Origin of the sequence: Guyparkeria sp. (assembly GCF_046540515.1) — a bacterium.
Taxonomy (GTDB): Bacteria; Pseudomonadota; Gammaproteobacteria; order Halothiobacillales; family Halothiobacillaceae; genus Guyparkeria.
The window spans coordinates 1-23,157 of record NZ_JBKHFB010000001.1 but is presented as its reverse complement, the minus strand read 5'-3'; the positions used below and the strand labels follow the sequence as shown (position 1 = coordinate 23,157).

At 67.7% G+C, this 23,157-nt stretch carries 18 protein-coding genes; 8 read left to right on the top strand and 10 right to left on the bottom strand.

Annotated elements, in window-relative coordinates; all coding sequences use genetic code 11:
- Window positions 1-42: 42 nt before the first annotated feature.
- On the bottom strand, window positions 43-609 hold the full coding sequence (locus tag ACLFRM_RS00090; RefSeq protein ID WP_410753504.1) for a YceD family protein: 567 nt from the start codon (window positions 607-609) through the stop codon (window positions 43-45).
- A gap of 107 nt (window positions 610-716) precedes the next feature.
- Between ACLFRM_RS00090 and ACLFRM_RS00085 the strand changes: the two genes are divergently transcribed.
- Together ACLFRM_RS00085 and ACLFRM_RS00080 are read left to right on the top strand one after the other, a co-directional pair.
- On the top strand, window positions 717-1,310 hold the full coding sequence (locus tag ACLFRM_RS00085; protein ID WP_410753502.1) for a Maf family protein: 594 nt from the start codon (window positions 717-719) through the stop codon (window positions 1,308-1,310).
- Between the two features lie 93 nt (window positions 1,311-1,403).
- Complete coding sequence (locus tag ACLFRM_RS00080; protein ID WP_410753500.1) at window positions 1,404-2,270, top strand: undecaprenyl-diphosphate phosphatase; 867 nt, start codon at window positions 1,404-1,406, stop codon at window positions 2,268-2,270.
- Window positions 2,271-2,315: 45 nt separating this feature from the next.
- Here the strand turns inward: ACLFRM_RS00080 and ACLFRM_RS00075 are convergent, their stop codons facing one another.
- The 5 genes from ACLFRM_RS00075 to parE all read right to left on the bottom strand — a co-directional run bounded on the left by ACLFRM_RS00075 (window position 2,316) and on the right by parE (window position 11,452).
- On the bottom strand, window positions 2,316-3,086 hold the full coding sequence (locus ACLFRM_RS00075) for an inositol monophosphatase family protein (protein WP_410753498.1): 771 nt from the start codon (window positions 3,084-3,086) through the stop codon (window positions 2,316-2,318).
- A gap of 92 nt (window positions 3,087-3,178) precedes the next feature.
- Entirely contained in the window at window positions 3,179-3,862 is a 684-nt protein-coding gene (locus ACLFRM_RS00070; RefSeq protein WP_410753577.1) for a zinc metallopeptidase, read from the bottom strand.
- A gap of 5 nt (window positions 3,863-3,867) precedes the next feature.
- On the bottom strand, window positions 3,868-7,788 hold the full coding sequence (locus tag ACLFRM_RS00065; RefSeq protein ID WP_410753497.1) for a translocation/assembly module TamB domain-containing protein: 3,921 nt from the start codon (window positions 7,786-7,788) through the stop codon (window positions 3,868-3,870).
- Window positions 7,788-9,542 carry an autotransporter assembly complex protein TamA gene (locus ACLFRM_RS00060; RefSeq protein WP_410753495.1) on the bottom strand — a complete coding sequence of 585 codons (1,755 nt, stop codon included), beginning with the start codon at window positions 9,540-9,542 and terminating at the stop codon, window positions 7,788-7,790. Before ACLFRM_RS00060 ends, ACLFRM_RS00065 begins: the two co-directional genes overlap by 1 nt.
- Window positions 9,543-9,547: 5 nt before the next feature.
- Window positions 9,548-11,452 (bottom strand): DNA topoisomerase IV subunit B, encoded by a 1,905-nt coding sequence (parE, locus tag ACLFRM_RS00055; RefSeq protein WP_410753493.1) that lies wholly within the window; start codon window positions 11,450-11,452, stop codon window positions 9,548-9,550.
- Window positions 11,453-11,707: 255 nt separating this feature from the next.
- Between parE and trxA the strand changes: the two genes are divergently transcribed.
- Window positions 11,708-12,571 carry a thioredoxin gene (trxA, locus tag ACLFRM_RS00050; protein WP_410753491.1) on the top strand — a complete coding sequence of 288 codons (864 nt, stop codon included), beginning with the start codon at window positions 11,708-11,710 and terminating at the stop codon, window positions 12,569-12,571.
- A 386-nt stretch (window positions 12,572-12,957) separates the two neighbouring features.
- Window positions 12,958-13,848 (top strand): cation diffusion facilitator family transporter, encoded by an 891-nt coding sequence (locus ACLFRM_RS00045; protein ID WP_410753489.1) that lies wholly within the window; start codon window positions 12,958-12,960, stop codon window positions 13,846-13,848.
- 15 nt (window positions 13,849-13,863) lie between these two features.
- Here ACLFRM_RS00045 and ACLFRM_RS00040 read toward each other — a convergent pair whose 3' ends face one another.
- Window positions 13,864-14,379 carry a GlcG/HbpS family heme-binding protein gene (locus ACLFRM_RS00040; protein ID WP_410753488.1) on the bottom strand — a complete coding sequence of 172 codons (516 nt, stop codon included), beginning with the start codon at window positions 14,377-14,379 and terminating at the stop codon, window positions 13,864-13,866.
- A 73-nt stretch (window positions 14,380-14,452) separates the two neighbouring features.
- Between ACLFRM_RS00040 and ACLFRM_RS00035 the strand changes: the two genes are divergently transcribed.
- The 3 genes from ACLFRM_RS00035 (at window position 14,453) to ACLFRM_RS00025 (ending at window position 18,759) form a co-directional block, all read left to right on the top strand.
- Complete coding sequence (locus ACLFRM_RS00035; protein ID WP_410753486.1) at window positions 14,453-16,330, top strand: DUF294 nucleotidyltransferase-like domain-containing protein; 1,878 nt, start codon at window positions 14,453-14,455, stop codon at window positions 16,328-16,330.
- Between the two features lie 382 nt (window positions 16,331-16,712).
- Window positions 16,713-16,973, top strand: a complete 261-nt coding sequence (locus tag ACLFRM_RS00030; protein ID WP_410753484.1) for a DUF4212 domain-containing protein — start codon at window positions 16,713-16,715, stop codon at window positions 16,971-16,973.
- A gap of 22 nt (window positions 16,974-16,995) precedes the next feature.
- Window positions 16,996-18,759 (top strand): sodium:solute symporter family protein, encoded by a 1,764-nt coding sequence (locus ACLFRM_RS00025; protein WP_410753482.1) that lies wholly within the window; start codon window positions 16,996-16,998, stop codon window positions 18,757-18,759.
- Window positions 18,760-18,861: 102 nt separating this feature from the next.
- Here the strand turns inward: ACLFRM_RS00025 and ACLFRM_RS00020 are convergent, their stop codons facing one another.
- A complete protein-coding gene (locus ACLFRM_RS00020; RefSeq protein WP_410753481.1) occupies window positions 18,862-19,164 on the bottom strand; it encodes a hypothetical protein in 303 nt (100 codons plus the stop codon).
- A 236-nt stretch (window positions 19,165-19,400) separates the two neighbouring features.
- Here ACLFRM_RS00020 and ACLFRM_RS00015 point away from each other — a divergent pair, with 236 nt between their 5' ends.
- The gene (locus ACLFRM_RS00015; RefSeq protein WP_410753480.1) at window positions 19,401-20,927 is read left to right on the top strand and encodes a leucyl aminopeptidase; all 1,527 of its coding nucleotides are present in this window, start codon (window positions 19,401-19,403) and stop codon (window positions 20,925-20,927) included.
- 114 nt (window positions 20,928-21,041) lie between these two features.
- Here ACLFRM_RS00015 and ACLFRM_RS00010 read toward each other — a convergent pair whose 3' ends face one another.
- Together ACLFRM_RS00010 and rpoS are read right to left on the bottom strand one after the other, a co-directional pair.
- Entirely contained in the window at window positions 21,042-21,563 is a 522-nt protein-coding gene (locus tag ACLFRM_RS00010) for a MarR family winged helix-turn-helix transcriptional regulator (RefSeq protein WP_410753478.1), read from the bottom strand.
- A gap of 228 nt (window positions 21,564-21,791) precedes the next feature.
- A complete protein-coding gene (gene rpoS, locus ACLFRM_RS00005; RefSeq protein ID WP_410753476.1) occupies window positions 21,792-22,793 on the bottom strand; it encodes an RNA polymerase sigma factor RpoS in 1,002 nt (333 codons plus the stop codon).
- Window positions 22,794-23,157 lie beyond the last annotated feature (364 nt).

Below are 23,157 nucleotides of genomic sequence, written 5' to 3'. Positions count from 1 at the left end.
GCTTTCATTCCGTCCCGGCGGCACTGCCGCCATGACACGAATTCAGTCTTTCCCGCCGGATCCCTTCTTCAGCGCAGCCAGCGCGGCGAAGGGATTGTCCTCGCCCTCGTCGACGGGCTCGGCGATCTTTCCGGACTCGTAGGGCCGATCGGACGAAATCACCCCGCAGGGACGATCGTGCACCGGCATCAGGGGCACCGCCATCAGCAGCTCGTCCTCGATCAGCTCGAGCAGCTTGATCCGCCCCTCGCGCCCGAGGATCACCGCCTCGGCGTCCGTCTCGACATGCTCGGCCTGCTCCTCGCTGAACACGAAACTCAGCCGGGAGCGAGAGGAGACCGACTGCACTACCGTCTCGCGGCAGCGAGCGCAATCGAGCGCGAGCGATGCCTCGATCGACAACTCGGCGGCCAGCGGATGCACCCCCTGCCCCTCGAAGAATCGAAGCCGATAGGCGAGTCGGCCGGCCTCCGGCGCCATGTCGCGACAACGCGGCAGCGCGGCGACCGGCACCTCGCCGCCCCACTCCTCGCCCGCCCGACAGGCGGCGCGCACGTCCAGCGGCACGCTCAGCTGCTTGACCTGGGTCTGGCTGTCGTCGGTCGACATCGGCACCATCCTGCGCCCGGCGAGACGCAACACGGCGCCACCAAAGCTTGCCAGCGGGAATCTTAATCCGCTAAGTTTACCGGCTTCTCACGCTTTCGCCAAACACTATGCCGCACCGCAAACCCAGCCTCGTCCTCGCCTCCGGCTCGGCTACCCGCCGCCAGCTGCTCGATCGGCTCCGGACCCCCTACATCGTCGATCCCGCCGACATCGACGAGACGATCGGCACCGGCGAACCGGCGGCGGACGCCTGTCGTCGCCTGGCGCATGCCAAGGCAGGCCGGGTCGCCGAGCGCCACCCATCGGCGGTGGTGCTGGGCTCCGATCAGCTCCTGGCTTGGGGGGGCGGCATCCTGGGCAAGCCCGGCGATGGCGCAACGGCCAGACGCCAGCTGGCCGAGATCGCCGGCGAGAGCATCGTCTTCCACGTCGCGGTCAGCGTGGCCTGCCCCGACGGGCGGTTTCTCGACTGGCACGAAACCGTCGAGGTGCGCATGCGCCCGCTTTCCGAGGAAGAAATCGCACGCTACGTCGAGATCGAGCAACCCTTCGACTGTGCCGGCAGCATGCGTTCGGAGGGACTGGGCGCCTGCCTGGTCGAGCACATGGACAACCGCGACCCGAGCGCCATCCTCGGCATGCCGCTGATCGCCACCGCGCGGCTGCTGCGCGAAGCGGGCATCGACCCCCTGAGCCACTGACCCGGGTCGTGGCCGGCTGTCGGGCCGACGGCATTTGACGCCCATGGCGCCTTGCAGTAGAAACAGCGCTTTCCCCATCCCGAGGATGTCACCGTGACACTGCTCATCGCCGCCCTGCTCGGCGTCATTCAGGGCATCTTCATGTTCCTGCCCGTCAGCTCGACCGCCCATCTCGTGCTCACCCAGCACTGGCTGATCGAGAAGGGCCATGACCTGCCGCCGCCGGACAGCGCCGAGATGATCCTGTTCGACCTGGTGGTGCATGTCGGCACCCTGGTCTCGATCGTGGTGGTGTTCTGGTCCAGCCTGTGGCGCTTCTCGCGCAACGCGGCGACCGGGGCCCTGCACTGGGCCTCGGCCGAGGGTCGGCACGAAGGCATGCCGCTGTATGTGCGCCTGTTCCTGCTGGGGATGCTGTCGGTGCTGGCCACTGCCGCGATCGGCTTCGGGCTCAAGGCCACCTTCGAACACGTGTTCGCCACGCCGGTGATGATCGCCTTCACCCTCACCCTGACCGGCATCCTGCTGTGGTGGACCGACAAGCTCAAACCGCGCCGCCGCGGCCTGAAGGGCATCAACGCCAAGGTGGCGACCGTCATCGGCGTGGCCCAGGGCTTCGCGCTGGTCCCGGGCCTGTCGCGCAGCGCGATGACCATCGTCTTCGCCCTGTTCACCGGCCTCAAGCGCCGCTGGGCCGCCGAATACAGCTTCTTCCTCGCCATACCGACCATCCTCGCGGCCACCCTGGTCCAGAGCCTGGAGGTCTGGGGCGAGTTCGGCCTCAACGGTCTGACCCTGATGGACCTGGCCGTCGGCTTCGTCGTCGCGGCGATCGTCGGGATCGTCTCGCTGAAGCTGGTGGTCTACTTCCTCTACCGCGCCCAGCTCAAGATCTTCTCGTTCTACGTCTGGTTCCTGGCCGCGGCCATCCTGATGGGCTGGATCGACCTGCCGGTCTGAATCCCACCTGACCGACCGTTACTCGCGAAACGTTCCAGCCAATCCTCAGAACCCCAGCCGCTTGCGGGCGATCTGGTGCAGAGCCGGCGTGGCGGCGGCACAGACGGTCGTGGTGTCCAGCCCCACGCCGTTGCCCTCGAGGTCGGTGAATACGCCGCCCGCCTCCTGGACGATCACCGACAGCGCGGCGATATCGAGCACGTTGACGTCGGACTCCACCACCAGGTCGATCGCCCCACGCGCCAGCAGGTGGTAGTGGTAGAAGTCGCCGTAGCCGCGGGTGCGGTTGACCTCCGCAACCAGCGTCGCCAGCCCGGCCCAGCCGACCGGTTGCTTGGCGAGCGTCACGAGATTGCCCACCGAAAGCGTCGCCTCGGAAAGGGTATCGATCTGACTGACCCGCGCGGCGCGGTCCATGAAGAACGCACCGCCACCCTTCTCGGCGTAGGCGTACTCGCCGAACACCGGCGCGCTCGACACGCCCAGGATGATCTCGTCGCCCTGCATCAGCGCGATCTGCGTGGAGAAGAACGGGTACTCGCGCACGAAGCTCTTGGTGCCGTCGATCGGGTCGACCAGCCAGGTGAACTCCGCCTCAGGACGCGTCTTGCCGGTCTCCTCCCCGTAGAAACCGTGATCCGGGAAGGCATCCAGGATCACCGCCTTGATGGCCTTCTCCGTCTCCACATCGGCCACGGTGACCGGCGTGGCGTCTTCCTTGATCTCGATCTCGACGTTCTGCTGCCAGTAGCGACGGACCACCGCCTCGGCGGCACGGGCGGCGGCGAGGGCGGTTTCGAGGTATTGGCTCTGCATTGCGCGCTTCCTGATTGTTCTGGATTCGGGGGCCGCTTTCGCGGCGCGGTGGGCGGCATTGTAACCGAGCCGCGGGTTCCTCTCTTCCCCTGCTACATCCGCATGCCGCGCAGCCAGCGGAAGACGTTGATCAGCGAGGACAGGGCCTGGGCGACGTAGGTCAATGCCGCGGCGCGCAGGATGCGGCGGGCGGGGCGGCGGTCGGTCTTCCTGAGGAAGCCGCCCTCCTGGAGCATGGGCAAGGCGCGATTGAAGCTGGCATCGAGCTCGGTGGGCAGGGTGGCCAGGTGGGCGAAGACGGGCACCGCCATGGTCATCACCCCGGCGGCGAACATCACCAGCCCGGCCAGCGGCCCCTTCTGGATCACCGAGACGACCGGGATGGCGACCAGGATCCAGCCGGCGATGCGTTGTGCCCACCGGGTACGCTCGACCACTTCCTGCCGACGCTGGAACGGCGGGTATTGCTCGGCATCCTGCAGGGCGTGACCCACCTCGTGGGCGGCCACCGTGATCGCGGTAAGCGAATGCCCGGAAAAGTGCGCCGGTGACAGACGCACCGCCCGGTCGGCGGGGTCGTAGTGGTCGCCGGCCTTGGTCTCCTCCACCTTGACGTATTCGAGATGATGGCGATCAAGCAGGTAGCGGGCCAGGTCGGCGCCGGAGAAGTCGAAGCGGTCGGCCGGTTCGCTGTGTCGCCGCATCACCTGCCCGACCCACCAGCCGGGCAGGTAGGAGAGCGCGGCCATCAGGCCCAGGACGATCAGCAGGCCGATACCCATCAGTCCTCCCGTCGTCCGGTGTCGATCTGGTAGATCAGGTCACCCGACTGCGACTCGGCACTGCTGGTCAGTTCCAAGTGCAGGAACCGGTTGATGCGGTAGCGCGTGATCACTTCCCCGACTCCATCGAATACCCCCACCGCGTAGCGGACCAGCAGATTCTCCCCGATGCGCTTGCCGACGCTCAAGCGCGTGCCGCTCACGTCGTCGCCCGAATCCAGCCCGATCTCGTCGAAGCCCAGGGTGGCGTTGACCTGCTGGGCCAGCGTGTCCCCCCCGCGAACACCCAGCCCCTTGATCGCTGCCATCAGCAACGAGCCGTCCCCCTCCGAACCATCGGAGAGCCGCCGCCCGGTCAGCAGCAGCGACAGCGCATCGCTCTGAGAGGTGGCCGGTTCCGAGAAGACCTCAGTCTCGGGATTCTCCAGCTCCCCCTGTATCGACAGGCCCACCACCGTGCGCTCGGCATCGTCGATCTGGCGACTGGCCACCACGTCCAGCCCCGGCGCACCCAGTGGCCCGTTGAAGATCAGCCGGCCGCGCTCGATACGCAGATCCTGGCCGTAGGCCTGGTAGCGACCGTCCTCGAGGCGCACCTCGCCGAAGCCGTCAACGGTCTGATCGGGCCGGATCCTCAGCTCCAGCCCTCCGGCCAGCCGGGTGGCGAAACCGTGGCCGCGCAGGCTGACATCGTCGCCCAGGACGACGTCGACGTCGCCCTCGATCGGGTAGGCGGAACCGGGGTCCGGCTCCTCCTCGCCGACGATCACCAGGTCTGGCGAGTTGCTGCGCGCACTTTCCGGCAGCTCCTCGATATTGGCGATCACCAGCGGCACGTGAATCGCGCCGTCCAGGCGCCCCCCGGACGGTGCAAGATCCAGTTGCAGGTCCGGGCGGGCATCGACGGTCATCGTCGGCAGGCGCAGCACCGGCACCGCCTCGCCGCCGACTTCCAGCGCCAGCCGCCAGTCGCCCGGGGCATCGAACCGCCCCTCGCCGCTCAGGGCCAGTTCACCACGAGTGCGCGAGGACTCGGTCTCGGTGATGCGCCGCTCCTGGAACACCGGCCGTGGTGGCGTGTCCGCCTCGCCGACCAGCGATCCCGCCAAGGTGATACCGCCGTCAGAAGCCAGCTCCGCGTCGATCCGGCCGTCGCGGTATTCGGTGCCGGCGGCAAAGGCGGCCAGGCCGAAATCGCGCAGCCGCAGGCTTGCGGCGACACGGGGATCCGCCCAGTCCCCGGTGACGGACGCCTGCCCGCGGAGATCGCCCGTGATGTCGCCCACCGGCAGGTTGGTCGGACCGACCAGGCTCTCGAACAGATCGACCAGGCGGGCGAGGTCGGCACGGGCCAGGTCGACGTCACCCTCGATCTGGCGATCCGCCAGGTCTGCACGGCCTGCGGCACTCAGGTCGAGCCAGTCCTCCAGACCGGCCTGAAGACCGCCCTCGACCTGCTCACCGTCGAGGCGTACCTCCAGCCGTGCCGGCCGGTAGGTGATCACCTCGAACTCGTCGTTGCTGGAGTCATCGGTAAAGGCATCCCCGGCCAGCCGGATCTCGCTGGCCGGCAGGTCGATCCCGATGTCGGCGCTCGGCACGCCGGCGGCAAGGCGGGCCGTGCCATCGACCTGCAGCCGACCCGGCAACTCGAGGGTTTCCGGGTCCGCCCCCGGCCACTGCTGCCAGAGCGCCATGAGCGACAGGTCCCCGCTGGCACGGGCATTCACCGTCTCGGGGTCGCGATCCGCGTCCAGGCACAATCGCCCGGTCTCGGACGCCGGCATCCCGGCACTGACCGGCCGCAGGCAGAAGGTTTCCAGTCGCTGACGTTGCGCATCGATGGTGAGGGTCGCCGGCTCGGCCAGCGCCCAGTCACCCACGTCGGGCCGGGAGAGATCGAGGCGATCCAGCCGTCCCTGCCACTGCGCGCCGTCCCAGCCGCCATCGGCGACCAGCCGGAGCCCGACCATCGCATCGGCGTCCATCCGCAACCGGTGGGCCTCGGGCGTGCCGTCGGCCCGAATGGACAGGCGGTCGATCAGTCTCTCCTCGGCACCGACGGCGCGCAGATCCGCCGCCTCGAGCGACAGCCGCAGGTCATCGTTCGCCTCCGGCCCGCCGATGCGGCCGTCGACGGCCAGTTCACCGAGCGAATGCCCGGCGAGCACCAGGGAGCGGGCCGTCAGTTCAAGCCGCCCGTGCGGGTCGAGCAACGGCCCGGCCAGGTCGACATCGGCATCGATCGCTCCGCGGGCAGCGTCCGTTCCAAGGGCGGCAAGGTCGACGCCCGGCACGCGCTCGACCATGTCCCAGGGCAGCGCGCCGAGATCCGGCACCGACAGTTGCAGCCGGCCGTCGTCGATCAGCCAATCGTCGAGTTCCGCGGCGGTCGCCAGTCGCCCGCCGGCCTCGAACCGCGCCCCCGGCATGCTCAGCTCGCCCCGTGACAGAGCGGCCTCGCCGTCGGCCAGGCGGCCTTGGGCGTCGAGCTGCAGGCGACGTGGCTCACCCTCGACGCCGGATTCGGCCAGCACCGCCCGCAGGGCCTCCAACTCGAGCCGGCTCTGCGCCAGCCAGTCCGCTGCCGACAGCGGTTGCTCCCAGTCCGGCAGGCGCCCGTGGACCCGGCCGTCGCTGGCGAAGACCAGCGCGGGCCGCTGCCCGTCGAGCAGCGCCGCGGCGACCGGCAGCGCCTCGATCCGCCAGTCGGCCTCGAAGCCACGCTCGGCATCGAGCCGGGCATCGAGCCGCAGATCGCCTCCCCCGGCGCGACCATCGACCCCGAGCGTGACCAGGTCCGAGGCAAGGTCGCCCTCGATGTCGATCGCCTCGAGCCGCTCTCCCGCCAGCTCGCCGTCCAGCCGGTCGATCGCCAGCCGCCCGGCAACCGGCAGCCACCCGTCGGCGCGCGAGACGTCGATCGAGACACCAAAATCGAGATCTCCCGGCAGGCCGGGGGTGATCCACGCGGGATCGACGGACTCGCCCCGCCCCGCGAGGCGAAGCGACCAGTCGGCCGCCAGCTGCGCCGCGCCGTCGAGCGCCAGCCGTCCCCCGAGCGCATCGATGACGAGGTTCGAGATGGCCAGGTCCGCGCCCTCCAGCGTCATCGCCCCGCAGGCGGCGGCCGGCTGGCCGTCGGCGCCGATCCAGTCCAGCGTCGGGCGCAGAGCGAGCCCCGCGAGCGCCTCCCCCTCGACGTCGACGTGGCCCGAAAGCCAGCCGGCGGGATGATCCATCAGAAGCTCGATCCTGCCGATCGCGGGCATCGAGCCGGCCAGTTCGACGGCGATCTCGCCCCGGCCGTCCAGCCGCACGGCATCGGGCATCTCGAGCGCGAGTTCGGCGAGATCGAGTTCGAGGCGGGGGCGATCGACCCGGGCATCCAGCAGGGCGGTGAGCTGCGCAGTCTCGACCCGCGTGTCCCGCTCGCCCTGGCGAATCACGACCGACTCGGCGCGCAGGGATTCGACCTCGACCAGCCAGGGCGGCAAGGGCAGGTCATCCGGGTCGAACGCACCGTCCGGCCCGCCCGCCGCGTCCTCCCCGGCCGGCGGCAGGTCGACGAGCATGTCCCGGACAAACAGGTCGGCCAGCCGCAGCTGCCCGCGCCAGAGCGCGCCCGGGTCGATCTCGAGCCGCAGTTCGGCCGCCTCGACGGCCGCCCCTTCCTGCGGCTGCCAGGCCAATCCTTCGAGCCGCAACCCACGCCAGGGTGTGCCCTCGACGTGCTCGACCGTCAACGCGGACAGGCGCTGCTCGGCCTGGTCGAACGACCACTGGACGCCGGACGACGTGCTCGTCAGCCACCACAGCGCCACGGCGGCCAGCATGAGCACCGTCAACGCCAGCCAGCCGCCGACCAGGACCAGTCGTCGCAACCAGACCAGAGCGGTGATCAGGGCACGACCGAGCATCAGAACGCCGCTCCCAGGCCGAGGTGCAGGCGCGGCAGGCCACCCGAACCGTCGAGCGGCTGGGCGACGTCCAGCCGCACCATGCCCACCGGCGAGCGCCAGCGCACCCCGACCCCCGCACCGGTCTTCAGATCGGCCTCCGGGTCGGTGTAGGCATTGCCGGTATCGACGAAGCCGGCCAGGTACCAGTCGTCACCGACCACGGGATGCATGGCCTCGAGGCTGCCGACGAGGAGATACTTGCCCCCGGTACGGGTGCCCTCCTCGTCACGCGGCGAGAGCGATTCGTAGTCGTAACCGCGCACGGAGCGGTCCCCGCCCGTGAAGAAGCGCAGGGAACGAGGGATCGAATCGAAGTCGTCGGTGCTGATCACGCCGGCCTCCGCCCGGCCGGCGAAGATCCAGCGTCCCAGGGAATGGTAGCCGCCGACCAGGCCCCGGGCGCGAACGAAGTTCGCGGCGGATAACACCGGCTCGGCCGCCCCTTGCAGCGAGACATCGAACACCACGCCCCGGGTCGGGAACAGGGGGTCGTCCAGCCCGTCGTAGCCCAGCCGACCGCCGACGACGGCAAAGCCCTGGGACTCGGCCGGATTGTCACCGTAGCGCGTGCGGTCGAGCAGGTATTCCGTGAACAGCGACCGCGTCCAGCGGTCCGTTTCGCGCACCCACTGCACCCCGCTCGCCGCTTCGGTGGTCACGATCGAGTTGTTGTCGTGCCGCGTGACCCGGGCGTAGATGTCGTAGCGCTCGCGAAGCGGATCGGCCGAACGGGGGATGCTGTAGCTGGTGTTCAGCCGCTGCTCGATGGCGGACAGCTGGGTCCGCGCGGCCCAGCGATGCCCGCGCTTGTTGACGTAGCGACGCTTGACGTTCGCGCCCACCCGCGGACCGACGTCGGTCGCGTAGCCGGCGCGCAACTCCCAGGAGGTGCGCGGACTCCGGCGGGCGACGACATCCACCGGCACTGCGAGATCCTCCCGCCGGTCCAGGTCGGGCCGGACCGAGACCGAATCGAAGTACTCGGCGCCACTCAAGTTCTGGTTGATCGACAGCAGGTTTCGGCTGGTATACGGCGCGCCCCGCTCCACGCCCGCCATTTTGCGCGCCAGTTCGGGGTTCAGGACCGTCTGCTCGATGTCCAGCTCGCCGAAGCGGTAGCGCCCCCCCGCCTCGAGCGCCAGGGCGATGTCGGCGGCCTGCTCCTCGGGATCGACCCGGATCTCGTGGCGGGAGAAGCGGGCATCGAGGTAGCCGAGACGCTGCACGCGGGTGAGCAGCCCGTCGCGCAAGGCATCGTAGGCCGCCTGGTCGAGCGGCGCACCGACTTCGGGGCGGTTCTCCTCGACGAAGCTGCGGACCGACTCGATCGACTCGATGCTGTCGGCCAGGTCGATCTCCACCGACCGGACCGTGGTGACGGGCCCTTTCTCGACATGCAGCGCCGGGTCGCGACAATCGTCGCGCACATCGATGCGTCCCTCGATACGCGCATTGAAGTAGCCATAGGCCTGCAGGGCCTCTTCGGCGGCGCGGGCCGCGGCATCCACATAGCGCCGGATCTGCGCGGTGCTGGCGTTGCAGGAGAAGGTCACCCGGGGAACCGACAGGCCGACGTTGGTGATCAGGTCGACCTCTTCCAGCCCGGTGAGCTGGAGATTCGGGGCAGCATGGGCGCCGGCGGGGGCCACGAACAGCCACCCGGCGAGCAGGCTGCGCCGGATGAGGTGCCCCCGGGCCGGCCAGTCCGCCATGGGAGCTATACCACCTCGGCGAGATCGCCGTTGCGTTCCAGCCAGGCGCGCCGGTCGGCGGCGCGCTTCTTGGCCAGCAGCATGTCGAAGACCTCGATGGTGTCGTCACCCTCCACCTTGAGCTGCACCAGCCGGCGCGTGGCCGGGGCAAGGGTCGATTCGCGCAGCTGCACCGGGTTCATCTCGCCCAGGCCCTTGAAGCGGGTCACCTGGATCTTGCCGCGACGCTTTTCCGCCTCGAGGCGATCGATGATGCCGTCGCGTTCGTGCTCGTCCAGCGCGTAGAAGGTCTCCTTGCCCATGTCGACGCGGTACAGCGGCGGCATGGCCACGAAGACATGCCCGGCATCCACCAGCGCCGGGAAGTGACGCAGGAACAGGGCCGAGAGCAAGGTGGCGATGTGCAGGCCGTCCGAGTCGGCGTCAGCCAGGATGCAGACCTTGCCGTAGCGCAGCTTGGAGAGATCGTTCGAGCCCGGCTCGAGGCCGAGAGCCACGGCGATATCGTGCACTTCCTGGCTTGCCAGCACCTGGCCGGGGTCGGTCTCCCAGGTGTTCAGGATCTTGCCGCGCAGGGGCATGATCGCCTGGAAGTCGCGGTCGCGGGCCTGCTTGGCCGAGCCGCCGGCCGAATCGCCCTCCACCAGGAACAGCTCGGTGCGCGAGAGGTCGGTGGAGGCGCAATCGGCCAGCTTTCCGGGCAGCGCCGGGCCGCTGGTCACGCGCTTGCGGGCGACCTTCTTCTCGCTCCTGATGCGGCTCTGCGCCGACTCGATCGCGATCGCGGCGATCCGCTCGCCGATGTCGGGATGCTGGTTGAGGTACAGCGACAGCGCGTCCTTGACCACGCCGCTGATGAAGGTCGCCGATTCGCGCGAGGACAGGCGTTCCTTGGTCTGGCCGGCGAACTGCGGGTCGTGCAGCTTGGCCGAGAGCACGAAGCGCACCCGGTCGAAGACATCCTCCGGCGAGAGGCGCACGCCGCGGGGCAAGAGGCTGCGGAACTCGCAGAACTCGCGGATCGCCTCTGTCAGCCCCTGGCGCAGGCCGTTGACGTGCGTGCCGCCCTGCAGGGTAGGGATCAGGTTGACGTAGCTTTCGGTGAGCCCCTCGCCCGGCTCGGTCGCCCAGACCACCGCCCAGGCGACTTCCTGCGCGCGCCCGCCGTCGGGTGCCTTCATGTGGCCGACGAATCCCTCGGCGGGAAGCACCTCCTGGTCGGCCACGCTCTCGAGCAGGTAGTCGCGCAGCCCGTCGGCGTAGCACCAGTCCTCGCGCTCGCCCGAGGCCTGGTCGGTGAGGCTGACCTTGAGCCCCGGGCAGAGCACGGCCTTGGCGCGCAGCACGTGACGCAGGCGGGCCATGTTGAAGCGTGGCTGGTCGAAGTAGCTGATATCCGGCCAGAAGGTCAGCGTGGTGCCGGTGTTGCGCTTGCCGACCGTGTCGATCACCTCCAGGGGCCGGGTGACCTCGCCGTGGGCGAACTCGATCCGGTGCAGCTTGCCGTCGCGCTTGATATCCACGACCAGCCGGTCGGAGAGCGCATTGACCACCGACACGCCCACGCCGTGCAGGCCGCCGGAGAACTGGTAGGACTTGTCGGAAAACTTGCCGCCGGCGTGCAGGCGGGTGAGGATCAGCTCCACCCCGGAGATACCGTGCTCGGGATGGATGTCCACCGGCATGCCGCGCCCGTCGTCGGAGACCGTCAGCGCGCCGTCCTCGTGGACGACCACGTCGATCGCGCTCGCGTGGCCGCTGATCGCCTCGTCGACGCTGTTGTCGATCACCTCCTGGGCCAGGTGGTTGGGCCGGGTGGTATCGGTGTACATGCCCGGGCGCTTCCTGACCGGATCGAGGCCGGTGAGCACCTCGATCGAGCCGGCGGTGTAATCGGATCGTTCAGCCATAGATCAACCGTGCATTCCCTAAGATTGTCGGTGCCGCGGGGGCCCACTGGATCACCGGCGCGGCGCTGGGAGCCGGCCGTCGCGGCCCGCCGCAAAGTGTACACGCCCGCCCGGGGCCTGACACCGGCGCGGTGGCCGATGAGGCCCACCCGGGCTCGGCCACGCCCCAACCATGCAGACCCTCTCTTGAAAATCCGCCCGGCCACCACCATGTCGAGGCGCAGCCGAACCAACACCCACGAGGATCATCCGACCATGAGCGACAGCGCGCACGTCTATTCCGTCACCGCCCAGACATTCCACGACCAGGTGGTGGAAGCCTCCCGGGAGACACCGGTGCTGGTCGACTTCTGGGCGGAATGGTGCGGCCCCTGCCGCCAGTTGATGCCGCTTCTCTCGCAGATCGTCGAGGGCATGGACGGCCAGGTGAAACTGGCCAAGATCGACACCGAGGCCGAGCAGGAACTCGCCCAGCAGTTCGGCGTGCGCAGCCTGCCCACGGTCATGATGTTCGTCGGCGGGCGTCCGGTCGATCAGTTCCAGGGCGCGTTGCCCGAGGGGCAGATTCGCGAGTTCATCGGTCGCCACGTGCTCTCCGAGATCGACAAGCTGCGCCGCGAGGCCCAGCAGGTGCGTGCTGCCGGGGCCATCGAGCAGGCCCTGGACATGCTCAAGCAGGCCAACCAGCAGGAGCCGGGCAACGTCGAGGTGCTGCTCGACATCGCCGACGTGATCGCCGAGCAGGGCGACCTCGACCAGGCCTGGGAAATCCTCGAATCACTGCCGGTCGACGCAGCCACGCGCGACGACGTCAAGTCGTTCAAGGCCCGTATCGGCATGGCGCGATCGGCCCAGTCCGGCCCGCCCGAGGACGAGCTGCGCGCCCGCATCGAGAAAGACCCGAAGGATTGCGAGGCCCGCGAGGCGCTGGCCGCCAAGCTCGCCATGCGCAACGACATCGAGGAGGCGATGGAGCAGTATTACCAGATGATGCTGCGCGACCGTTCCTACAACGACGATGCCGGCCGGCGCGGCCTGATCGACCTGTTCGAGCTGCTCGGTGCCGAACACCCGCTCACCCGCCAGTACCGCCGCAAGATGTTCGGCCTGCTGCACTAAACCACCCCTGCCGAAGGCGTGCTTCAAGCGCCCTTCGAGCTACCAGGTGACGACGGCGCCACTGCTCTCTGTGGGAGATTCTATGCCTCCGAACAAGCGAGCCACGCCCGCGAAGGCCGCGTCCGCGGCCGCCCCGTTCCCACCAACCACCCTGCCGACCGACGCCGGAACACGCGCCGTTGGCGCGTTTCGCTTGCAGGGCAAGCTCCCACAATGGCTGCGCTTCGTCTGTGGAGGGTCTGCCGGCGAGGCGAGGCCCTACCCGCTTTTCGCGTTCGACCTCGAGCCGCGTGATCTGACCTCTCATCTCTGACTTCTGGCCTCTTCAGACAACCCCGTCACGGGCCGCTCTGCCCGACGGCACGGCCGCCTGCTAAGGTTCAGCCATGCACGCCCATCACCACCACGATGCCACCGATGCCGCCGGCCGGGCGCTGGGGATCGGCATTGTTCTCAACCTGGCCTTCGTCATCGTCGAGGCGGTGGCCGGAGTGCTCGGGCACTCGATGGCCCTGCTGGCCGACGCGGCGCACAACCTTGGCGACGTGCTGGGGCTGGTGCTGGCCTGGGGTGCCAACCGCCTGACCCGCCGCGTCGCCTCGCGCCAGTTCAGCTACGGATTGGGCAGCAGCACCCTGCTCGCCGCATTGATCAACGGCGTGACGCTGGCACTGGTCTCGCTGTGGATCCTGTGGGAGGCGGGCATGCGGCTGGCCGACCCGCCGGCGGTGCACGGGGCGCTCGTCATCGGGGTGGCGCTGGCCGGCGTGGTGGTCAACACCGCCACCGCCTGGCTGCTGCTCTCGGGACAGAAGCATGACCTCAACCTGCGCGGCGCCTTCCTGCACATGGCCGCCGACGCGGCCGTCTCGGTTGCCGTCGCCATCTCCGGCCTGATCGTGCTGCTCACCGGATTCGCGCTGGTCGATCCGCTGCTGAGCATTCTCGTCAGCCTGGTCATCCTGGTCCCGGCGCTCGGTCTCGTGCGCCGCTCGCTGCAACTGGTCATGCACGGGGTGCCGGAAGAGGTCGATCTCGACCAGGTCGGGCGGCATCTCGCCGCCATGCCCGGCGTGACCGACTACCACCACCTGCACGTCTGGGCCCTGTCCACGCGTCAGACGGCCCTGAGCGTGCACCTGGTCATGCCCGAGCCGCCCGTCGAGGGCGACACGTTCCTGCGCGAGCTGCAGAACGACCTCCGGGAGCGCTTCGGCATCGACCACGCCACGGTACAGATCGAGCGCGGCGAGTTCCCCTGCCCCATCGACGGCTGACGTCGACCGGCCTCGTCAACGCAGTTGCAAGCGGTCGTAGTGCACCTCGAGCGCCTCCCGGGCGCAGTCGGCATCCTTGTCCCCACCCGGGGCACCACTGACCCCCAGCGCACCGATGGTCGAACCGGCCGATTCGATCGCCACCGCCCCGTCGAGCACGAGGATGCCGTCGACGTGGTTCATCTCCATCCGGATGTCCTCGCGGTTGGCGCGAAACGCCCCCGAATCGATCCCGGCCAGGATCACGGCCCGGGCCTTGTCCGTGGCGATCTGGCGAGTGAACCGCGGGGCATGGGTAGCGCGCATCATCACCTGCGGATCGCCCGACGGGTCGACCACCACCGCGGTGACCGCGTAGCCGTTCTCCGTGCAGGCGGCCACCGCCTCCTCGGCGATGGCCGCGGCCAGCCCCATCCCGATCCGGTCGCTGGTGACCACGTCGCCGGCGCCATCGGCGTTCTCCGCCGCCACCGCGCTGCTGCACAGAATCAATGCCGGCGCCAGCAGGCGGCCAATCGACACTCCCCTCATGGCAAAACCTCCGCTATGGTTGTGACATTCATGCCCGTTCGAGCATAGCCGTCCAACCACCCCCGGAGTCACCATGGGCGATCCCGATCCGACCGAAGCCACCCGCGAGGCCCTCGCTGCCTTGCGCGAGATCGCGCCGTTCGACCGCATCGACCCGGAGATCCTGAGCCGGTCGATCCCCGCGGCACGCATCCGTCGCCTCGCGCAGGGCGAAGTGCTGCTCGAGCCGCGCATGGGGCCGCCCGACACGTTTTTCGTGCTGCTTTCCGGCCGGGTGGACGGCCTGGTCGACGGCTCCGACGGCCACCCGGTCTGGTCGCTGGGACGTGGTGACAGCTTTCCCCTGGGGGCGCTAATGGAGCGCCGGCCAGTCAGCACCCGCCAGGTGGTCGCCGAGCCGGGGCAGGCCGTGGCGCTGCCCAAGGCTGCCTTCGAGGCGCTGCGGCGCGAGAGCGAGGCCTTCGACGATTTCTGCACCCGTCGGATCGGCCACCTGCTGACCCGCGGGCCGGTGGCCGAGGAAATTGACGGTGGCGCCGGGGGATCGGGCGCTCTGCTCGACCCGAGCACGCCGATTCGCGCCCGGATGGACGCCCGCACGCTGGTGCTCGAAGGCGACACCCCGCTTGCCGAGGCGGCGCGCGCACTCGAATCCCACGGCGGCGAGGCCATGCTGGTACGCCTACCCGACGGCTTCGGTATCGCCACGCTGCGCGACCTGGCCTTCCGCGGCCTGAACCGGCCGGTGGAAACCACGCTTGCCGAGATCGCCACCCGCGACCCGGTCGGCATCGACGCGGACACTTCGGTGCTCGAGGCGGCGGTGAGCCTGGCCGAACACGGCTTTCATCACCTGCTGGTGACCGAAACGGGCCACGACGAGCCGCTGGGCGTGCTCGACGAGGGCGCGCTCTACCGGGTGAATGCCATGACCCCGGGCCTGTTGCACCAGCGGATCAGCCGCGCCCGCGACGTCGAGGCGCTGGCAGGCATCCGCCAGGAGGTACCCGGCATCGTCGGTGCGCTGCTCGAATCCGGATCGGGGTTCGCCCCGATCAGCCGCATCGTGTCCGGGATAAACGACGCGATCACCCGGCGGGTTATCGGGTTGACCTTCGAGGATGCGCCCCTGCCGGCCGAGCTGGAATGGTGCTGGCTCACCTTCGGCAGCGAGGCCCGCTCGGAGCAGACCCTGGCGACCGACCAGGACAACGGACTGGTCTTCGCCGGGCCTATCGATCCGCAGGACGCCCGCGGTCACCTGCTGCCGCTGGCCCGCCGCGTCAACGAGGCGCTCGACGAGCTGGGCTACCCGCTATGCCCGGGCAATATCATGGCCGGGAATCCGGACCTGTGCCTCTCGCTCGACGAATGGGGCAAGCGCTTTCGCGGCTGGATCGACCAGGGCACGCCCGAACACCTGCTCAAGGCGACCATCTTCTTCGACGCACGCGGCCTGTCCGGCAGCGACCCGTTGTTCGAGCGATGGACGAGCGCCTGGCGCGAACCGGCACGGAAGAACAGCCGCTTCCGCCGCCAGCTTGCCGCCAACGCCCTGCGAAACCAGCCGCCGCTGACCCTGTTCGGCGGCTTTCGCACCCGCACGCGTGGCAGCCAGCGGGGGATCGACATCAAGCTCGATGGGGCCACGCCGTTCGTCGACGCCGCCCGGATCGAGGCGCTGGCTCAGGGCGCGGGGGCCACGCGCACCGACCAGCGTCTGGCCCTGGTGCCCGAGCGCGCCCTGCCGGCCGACGACCTGACCGCGGCCTACGACTTCATCCAGCGACTACGACTGCGCCACCAGTACGGACAGATCCAGCGCGGCGAGTCCCCCGACAACCTGATCGATCCGGACCGACTCGACGGGCTGACCCAGCGACTTCTCAAGGAATCCTTCCGCATCGCCCGCAAGCTCCAACGGCACCTCGAGATTGCCTACCAGCTCTAACGCCCACGCCCCGGAGCGGGCCGTCACTCCTCGGCCCGTTGGCAACGACCGCCAACCCGCATCGCGCCGGGGACGGCCGGGCCAGCGTCACCCGCCCCAACGGCACCGGGTTTGCCTATGCCCCATCACGAAAACTGAGGTTCCCTTTTGACCCGCGGTTCCAGTAGGCTTAGCGTGCGCCGGGGTCCAGGCATGGTGCGTGCCGTTGCGCCGCCACGCCCGGGGCCTGGCTGGCTGGGAAGGCCTGCACCAATCCGATACCGCTCTGCGCGCCTTGATCACGAACGGCACGACGAGCCAGAGCGAGATCGCATTCGTGCAGGCGTTCCCTGAAAGGAAGACATAAAACGTTCGGATTCAACCGAAACTCGAGGAGCCACTTATGGAGCAACGTTCCAATCGCGCCGATTACTGGCGCGCCAACCTGAAGGTACTGTTCGGCTGTCTGGTCGTCTGGTTCCTGGTGTCCTACGTATTCGGCATCCTGCTGGTCGATACGCTCAACCAGTTCTCGCTGGGCGGTTACCCGCTGGGCTTCTGGTTCGCGCAGCAAGGCTCGATCTTCACCTTCGTGGTGCTGATCTTCTTCTACGCCTGGCGCATGAACGCCATCGACAAGAAATTCGGCGTCGCCGAAGACTAAATAACGCAGGAGCCCAAGACACATGGATCTTCAGACACTGATCTACCTGGTGGTTGGCGCCACCTTCTTGCTTTACTTCGTTCTCGCGATCGTCGCCCGGGCGGGCACCACCAGCGAGTTCTACGTCGCCGGCAAGGGGATCAACCCCGTCGCCAACGGCATGGCCACCGCCGCCGACTGGATGTCCGCCGCGTCGTTCATCTCGATGGCTGGCCTGATCGCCTTCAACGGCTATTCGGCCTCGGCGTATCTCATGGGCTGGACCGGCGGCTACGTGCTGCTGGCGATGCTGCTCGCTCCGTACCTGCGCAAGTTCGGCAAGTTCACGGTGCCGGAATTCATCGGTGACCGCTTCTACTCGAACACCGCGCGCGTCATCGCCGTCATCGCCCTGCTGGTCATCTCGCTGACCTACGTCATCGGTCAGATGAAGGGCGTCGGCGTGGCCTTCTCGCGCTTCCTCGAGACCTCAGTGGAAGTCGGCCTGTTTGCGGGCATGGGCATCGTGTTCGTCTACGCGGTTCTCGGCGGCATGAAGGGCATCACCTACACGCAGATCGCGCAGTACGTGATCATGATCTTCGCCTACACCGTGCCGGCCGTATTCATCTCACTGCAGCTGACCGGCCACTTCCTGCCACAAACGGGCACCGGCGCCGAACTGGCCGACGGTTCCAATCAGTACCTGCTGCAGAAGCTGGACATGGTCCTGGTCGATCTGGGCTTTGCCGAGTACACCGCCACGCCGGACCTGATGAACACCTTCCTGCTGACGCTGGCACTGATGATCGGTACCGCCGGTCTGCCACACGTCCTGGTGCGCTTCTTCACCGTCCCGCGCGTGCGTGACGCCCGCAAGTCCGCCGGCTGGACCCTGCTGTTCATCGCGATCCTCTACACCACCGCCCCGGCTGTCGGCGCGATGGCCATGTGGAACACGTTGAAGACCGTGCAGGACACCGACCAGATCGGCGCCGAGGACGGCAACCTGCTCTACGCCGAGCGTCCGGAGTGGTTCAAGAGCTGGGAGACCACCGGCCTGCTGTCCTGGGAAGACAAGAACGGCGACGGCCGCATCCAGTACTACAACGACGCCAACGAAGACTTCGCCGCCATGGCGGAGGAAGAGTACGGCTGGGAAGGCAACGAGCTGACCGTCGACCGCGACATCATGGTGTTGGCCAACCCGGAAATCGCCAACCTGCCGAACTGGGTCATCGCCCTGATCGCCGCCGGTGGTATCGCGGCCGCCCTGTCGACCGCCGCAGGCCTCCTGCTTGCGATTTCCTCGGCGATCTCGCATGACCTCTTGAAGGGCGTGATCAAACCGGACATCTCCGAGAAGGGCGAGCTGATGGCCGGTCGGATCGCGATGACGGTGGCGATCGTCGTTGCCGGCTACCTGGGCCTGAACCCGCCGGGCTTCGCCGCCCAGGTCGTGGCACTGGCCTTCGGTCTCGCGGCGAGTTCCCTGTTCCCGGCGCTGATGATGGGCATCTTCTCCAAGCGCATGAACAAGCAGGGTGCCATCGCCGGCATGCTGGCCGGGCTGACCATCACCCTGCTGTACATCTTCTGGTACAAGGGCTGGTTCTTCATCCCGGGCACCAACATGCTGCCGGACAACGCCGAGAACTGGCTGTTCGGCATCAATCCGACCTCGTTCGGTGCCATCGGCGCGGGCGTGAACTTCATCGTGGCGATCATCGTCGCGAAGATGACCACCCCGCCGCCGGCGGAGATCCAGGAGCTGGTCGAGGACGTCCGCGTCCCGCGCGCCTCCTGATCCAGAGCCCGCCGACCGGCACCGCCGGTCGGCCCCAAACGACAAAACCCCGGCAAGCCCGGGGTTTTTTTCGTCTGGCGTGAGCGAATCGGCTTCGGTCGATCAGCGCCCGCCGGCGATGACCCAGCCGGTGATCCCGGCGAACATCAGGATCACGCCAGCCGGTGCGAGCATCAACAGATTCATGAACTGGCGCTTGTCTTCCTCGCTGGTGAAGACGATCGGTCCAAGGCCACCCACCACCCCGACGGTCGACAGGATCGCGCCGACGATCAGCATCGCCTTCGATATCCGCGCAAAGCCGGGCTGGCGCGATGGCGCCTCGAAGCGATAGGGGTCACCGATACCCGGCTCGAACTCTTCCTCGGGGGGATTGGCGGGTTTCTTTTCGGAAGGATCAGTCATCGTGGCACCCTGGCGCAGCGGTTACGGACCGGTCGCGCAAGCAGGACCGCTTGCCTCGACCGCATGGGTAAAAGGGAAATCCTAGCAGGGGCGGCGCGAACCACCGAGCCCCGCGGGCGGCCGCCAGCTTTTTGCTAGACTGCCTCGGTAAACCGCCCGCCGCCCCGCGGCGGGCCGGACACCTGCCGTCATGCCGCAAGCCCCGCGAACGCTGACCAAGAACGAGGAAAAATATCGTGCTCGAATTCTCCGTAAAGAGTGGCGCCCCGGAAAAGCAACGCACCGCCTGCCTGATCGTCGGCGTGTTCGAATCCCGCCGCCTGACGACCGCGGCCGAGACGATCGACCAGGTCAGTGACGGCTTCATCACGGCCATCACTCGCCGCGGCGACATGGACGGTGAACTGGGCGACACCCTGCTTCTGCACGGTGTCCCCAACATCCAGGCCGACCGGGTCCTGCTGGTCGGTTTGGGCAAGGAACGCGAGCTGGACACCCGCGGGCTGGTGAAGGCGACCCGGGCGGCCGTGGAGGCACTCCATCACCGCGGCACGGCCGAATGCGTCAGCCACCTGTCCGAGATCGACGTCCGCGGCATCAGCATGGAGCAGGTGCTGCGCCAGAGCATCGTGGCCATCGACGATGCCCTGTACCGCTTCGACGAGCTCAAGACCGACCGGGACCTGGGCCCGCGGCGTCCGCTGCGCAAGGTCACCTTCATCCTGCCGACTCGACGTGAGCTGATGGAGGCCGAACGCTACGTCCGCGAGGCCACCGCCATCAGCAACGGCATGCGCATGGCCAAGAACCTGGCCAACATGCCGGGCAACCTGCTCACGCCCACGACCATGGCCGAGTACGCCCGCAAGATGACCGAGACCCACCTGCACCTGTCGGTGGAGGTGCTCGATGCCTCGCGAATGGAATCGCTGGGCATGAACGCCCTGCTCGCGGTGGCCAAGGGCAGCAGCGAGCCACCGAAGATGATCGTGATGGAACACATGGGCGCGGATGCCGACACTCCGCCGATCGTGCTGGTCGGCAAGGGTGTGACCTTCGACACCGGCGGGATCTCGCTCAAGCCCGGCCCGGACATGGACCAGATGAAATTCGACATGGGCGGCGCGGCCGCGACCATCGGCGTCATGTCGGCAGTCGCCGAGATGCAGCTGCCGATCAATGTGGTCGGCCTCGTGCCCACGGTCGAGAACATGCCCGACGGCGCGGCATTGAAGCCCGGCGATGTGATCCGCAGCATGTCGGGGCAGACCATCGAGGTACTCAACACCGATGCCGAGGGGCGCCTGATTCTCTGTGACGCCCTGACCTACGCAGCGCGCTACAAGCCGGCGGCGATCGTCGACATTGCCACTCTCACCGGGGCCTGCATCATCGCGCTGGGCCGCCACCCCAGCGGGCTGTTGTCCAACCACGATGCCCTGGCAAAGGAACTGCTGCGTGCCGGCGAGGTGGCCAACGACCGCGCCTGGCAACTGCCCTTGTGGGACGAGTACCAGGACCAGTTGAAGAGCAACTTCGCCGACATGGCCAACATCGGCGGACGCGAGGGCGGCAGCATCACCGCGGCGGCCTTCCTGTCGCGTTTCGTCAAGGAACACCACTGGGCACATCTCGATATCGCCGGCACGGCATGGAAGACCGGCGATGCCAAGGGCGCGACCGGGCGACCGGTACCGCTGCTCGCCGAGTTCCTGATGCAACGCGCCCGCCAACAGCAGGAAGACAACGGGGGCGCTGCCTGATCTCACGTGAAGACCCGGCACGAATTCAAAACACCCCCGGCATGGCTCGATCCATGACCGGGGGTGTTTTCTGGATGGCCGATCATGCGTCCGGCGGACGCATCAGGAAGGCACTCAGCCTTCGGAAGCCACCCGAGCGAGGTTGCGTCGGCGCTGCTGGCGCTTCTTCTCCGGCAGGTTGTCGAACAGGCGATCACGCAGGGCGATGAAGAACCGCTCGACGTCCGGGATGCCCACCCCCGGCACGTCGACCTCCGCGAAGGTACGGGCATAGAGCTTCTCCGCGCTGGCCCGGATCTCGTCGATCAGCGGCAGGGCCCGCTCGGTCAGGCGGATGATCTTGCAACGACGATCCGTGCCGCATTGCACCCGCTCGACCCATTCGTCACGCGACAGCCGGTCGATCATCGCCACCAGTGACGGCCCCTCGATGCCGAGTTCCTCGGCCAGTTCCGACTGGATCAGCCCTTCCGGGTACAGCGACAGGATGGCCATGGTGCGCCATTTGGCCTGGCTCAGCCCGTGGTGGGCGAGCTCATGATCGAGCAGCTGGCGCCATAGCTGATCGACGCGATGCAGCAACACCGGCACTCGATCCTCGGCGCAGATGTCGAATTCCGTTTTCGTATCGGTCATGCGGGAGCCCTCGATTGCCTCACCAACCGGATTCGGTCGGCATGAAGCCGCATTTTGCCAGCGCCACCACTCACGTCCAACTATTAGCCAGCACATCTATTCACCTGAAATGATGCAATCACCGAACCCGCCGCGCGCCACAAAAAGACCGCCCACTACCCAATAGGCAGGGGCGGTCAGTGGCAACCAGGGTTACCGGGCACCGCAGGGATCAGGGGCGAGCGGGAATCACTCGCTGAAGATGACGTCAGCCGTCACTCCTTCGCTGGCGGCGAACTGCTTGAGACGACGCACTGCCTCGAGCTGGATCTGGCGGACCCGTTCGCGGGTGCAGCCGAGTAGCCTGCCGACCTGCTCGAGCGTAGCCGGCTCATGACCGCGCAGCCCATAACGGCGCATCAGCACCTCGCGCTGCTTGCCCTCGAGCTTGTCGATCAGGCGGTCGAGCAGCTGCATGACGCCGTCGTCCTGCAGCTCGTCCTCGGGCAGCTGGCTGTTCTCGTCCGGGACCATGTCCAGCAGCGAGAACTCTCCATCACCCTTGAGCGGGCTGTCGAACGAGGATTCACGCTCGTTGTAGGACATCACCTTGAGCACGTCCTTGACCGGCTTGTCCAGATGCTCGGCAATCTGCTCGGGACGGACGTCGCCATTCTGGTTCTGGGCGATCTTGCGTGCGGCCCGGTTGTACGAATGCACCTCCTTGACCACGTGCACCGGCAGGCGCACGGTGCGCGCCTGGTTCATCAGGGCGCGCTCGATGGTCTGACGGATCCACCAGGTCGCGTAGGTGGAGAACCGGAATCCGCGCTCGGGATCGAACTTCTCCACCGCCCGCATCAGACCGAGGTTGCCCTCCTCGATCAGGTCGAGCAGGTCAAGACCGCGGTTGATGTAGCGACGAGCAAGCTTGATCACCAGGCGGAGGTTGCAGACGATCATCTTCTGCCGCGCCCACTCCTCGCCCGCCTGGGCACGGCGGGCTAAATCCACCTCCTCGGCCGGTGTCAGCAGGCGCTCGGTCTCGACGTCCTTGAGATACAGGCGAACCGGATCGGGGGCCTCGGAATCGCTCACGTTGAAGTTGCGCGCGAACTCGGAAGATTCGGACCCACCGGACTTGTGCCCCTGGCGAGGGTTGACCTCGGTCTCGGCCGGGGCGGCGGCCAGCTCGTCCACCTTGGCGGGATCGACCTGGGTAATGCTGTCGTTGACGATTGCCTGTGCCATGTCCTGTCCCTCGCTTGGTTGCGACTGTCGTTGAGTCAATCTGTGTACAACCTTTGCACAATGAACTGGGGCGATCAATCCCCAAGGAATCGAATAAAACAACATTTCAGTTTCGAAATGTTGATGCTAACCCCCGAGATGCACCCAGATGGTGCCAATGCAAGTCGCGAGCGGCCGTCAATGTATCGCCTATTTGTACAAAACATGTACACACCATGTCGTTGCCGACCTTGTTCATTGTTTCGATCACGCCCTCCTGATTGCGACATGCGAATTCACAGGAAGTTTTTAAGCGCGCAGCCGTCAGCCACGGCATGGCTCGCCGGGAATCCGGTAGTGGTAGAGGCAGCTGGCGAGAGAACGG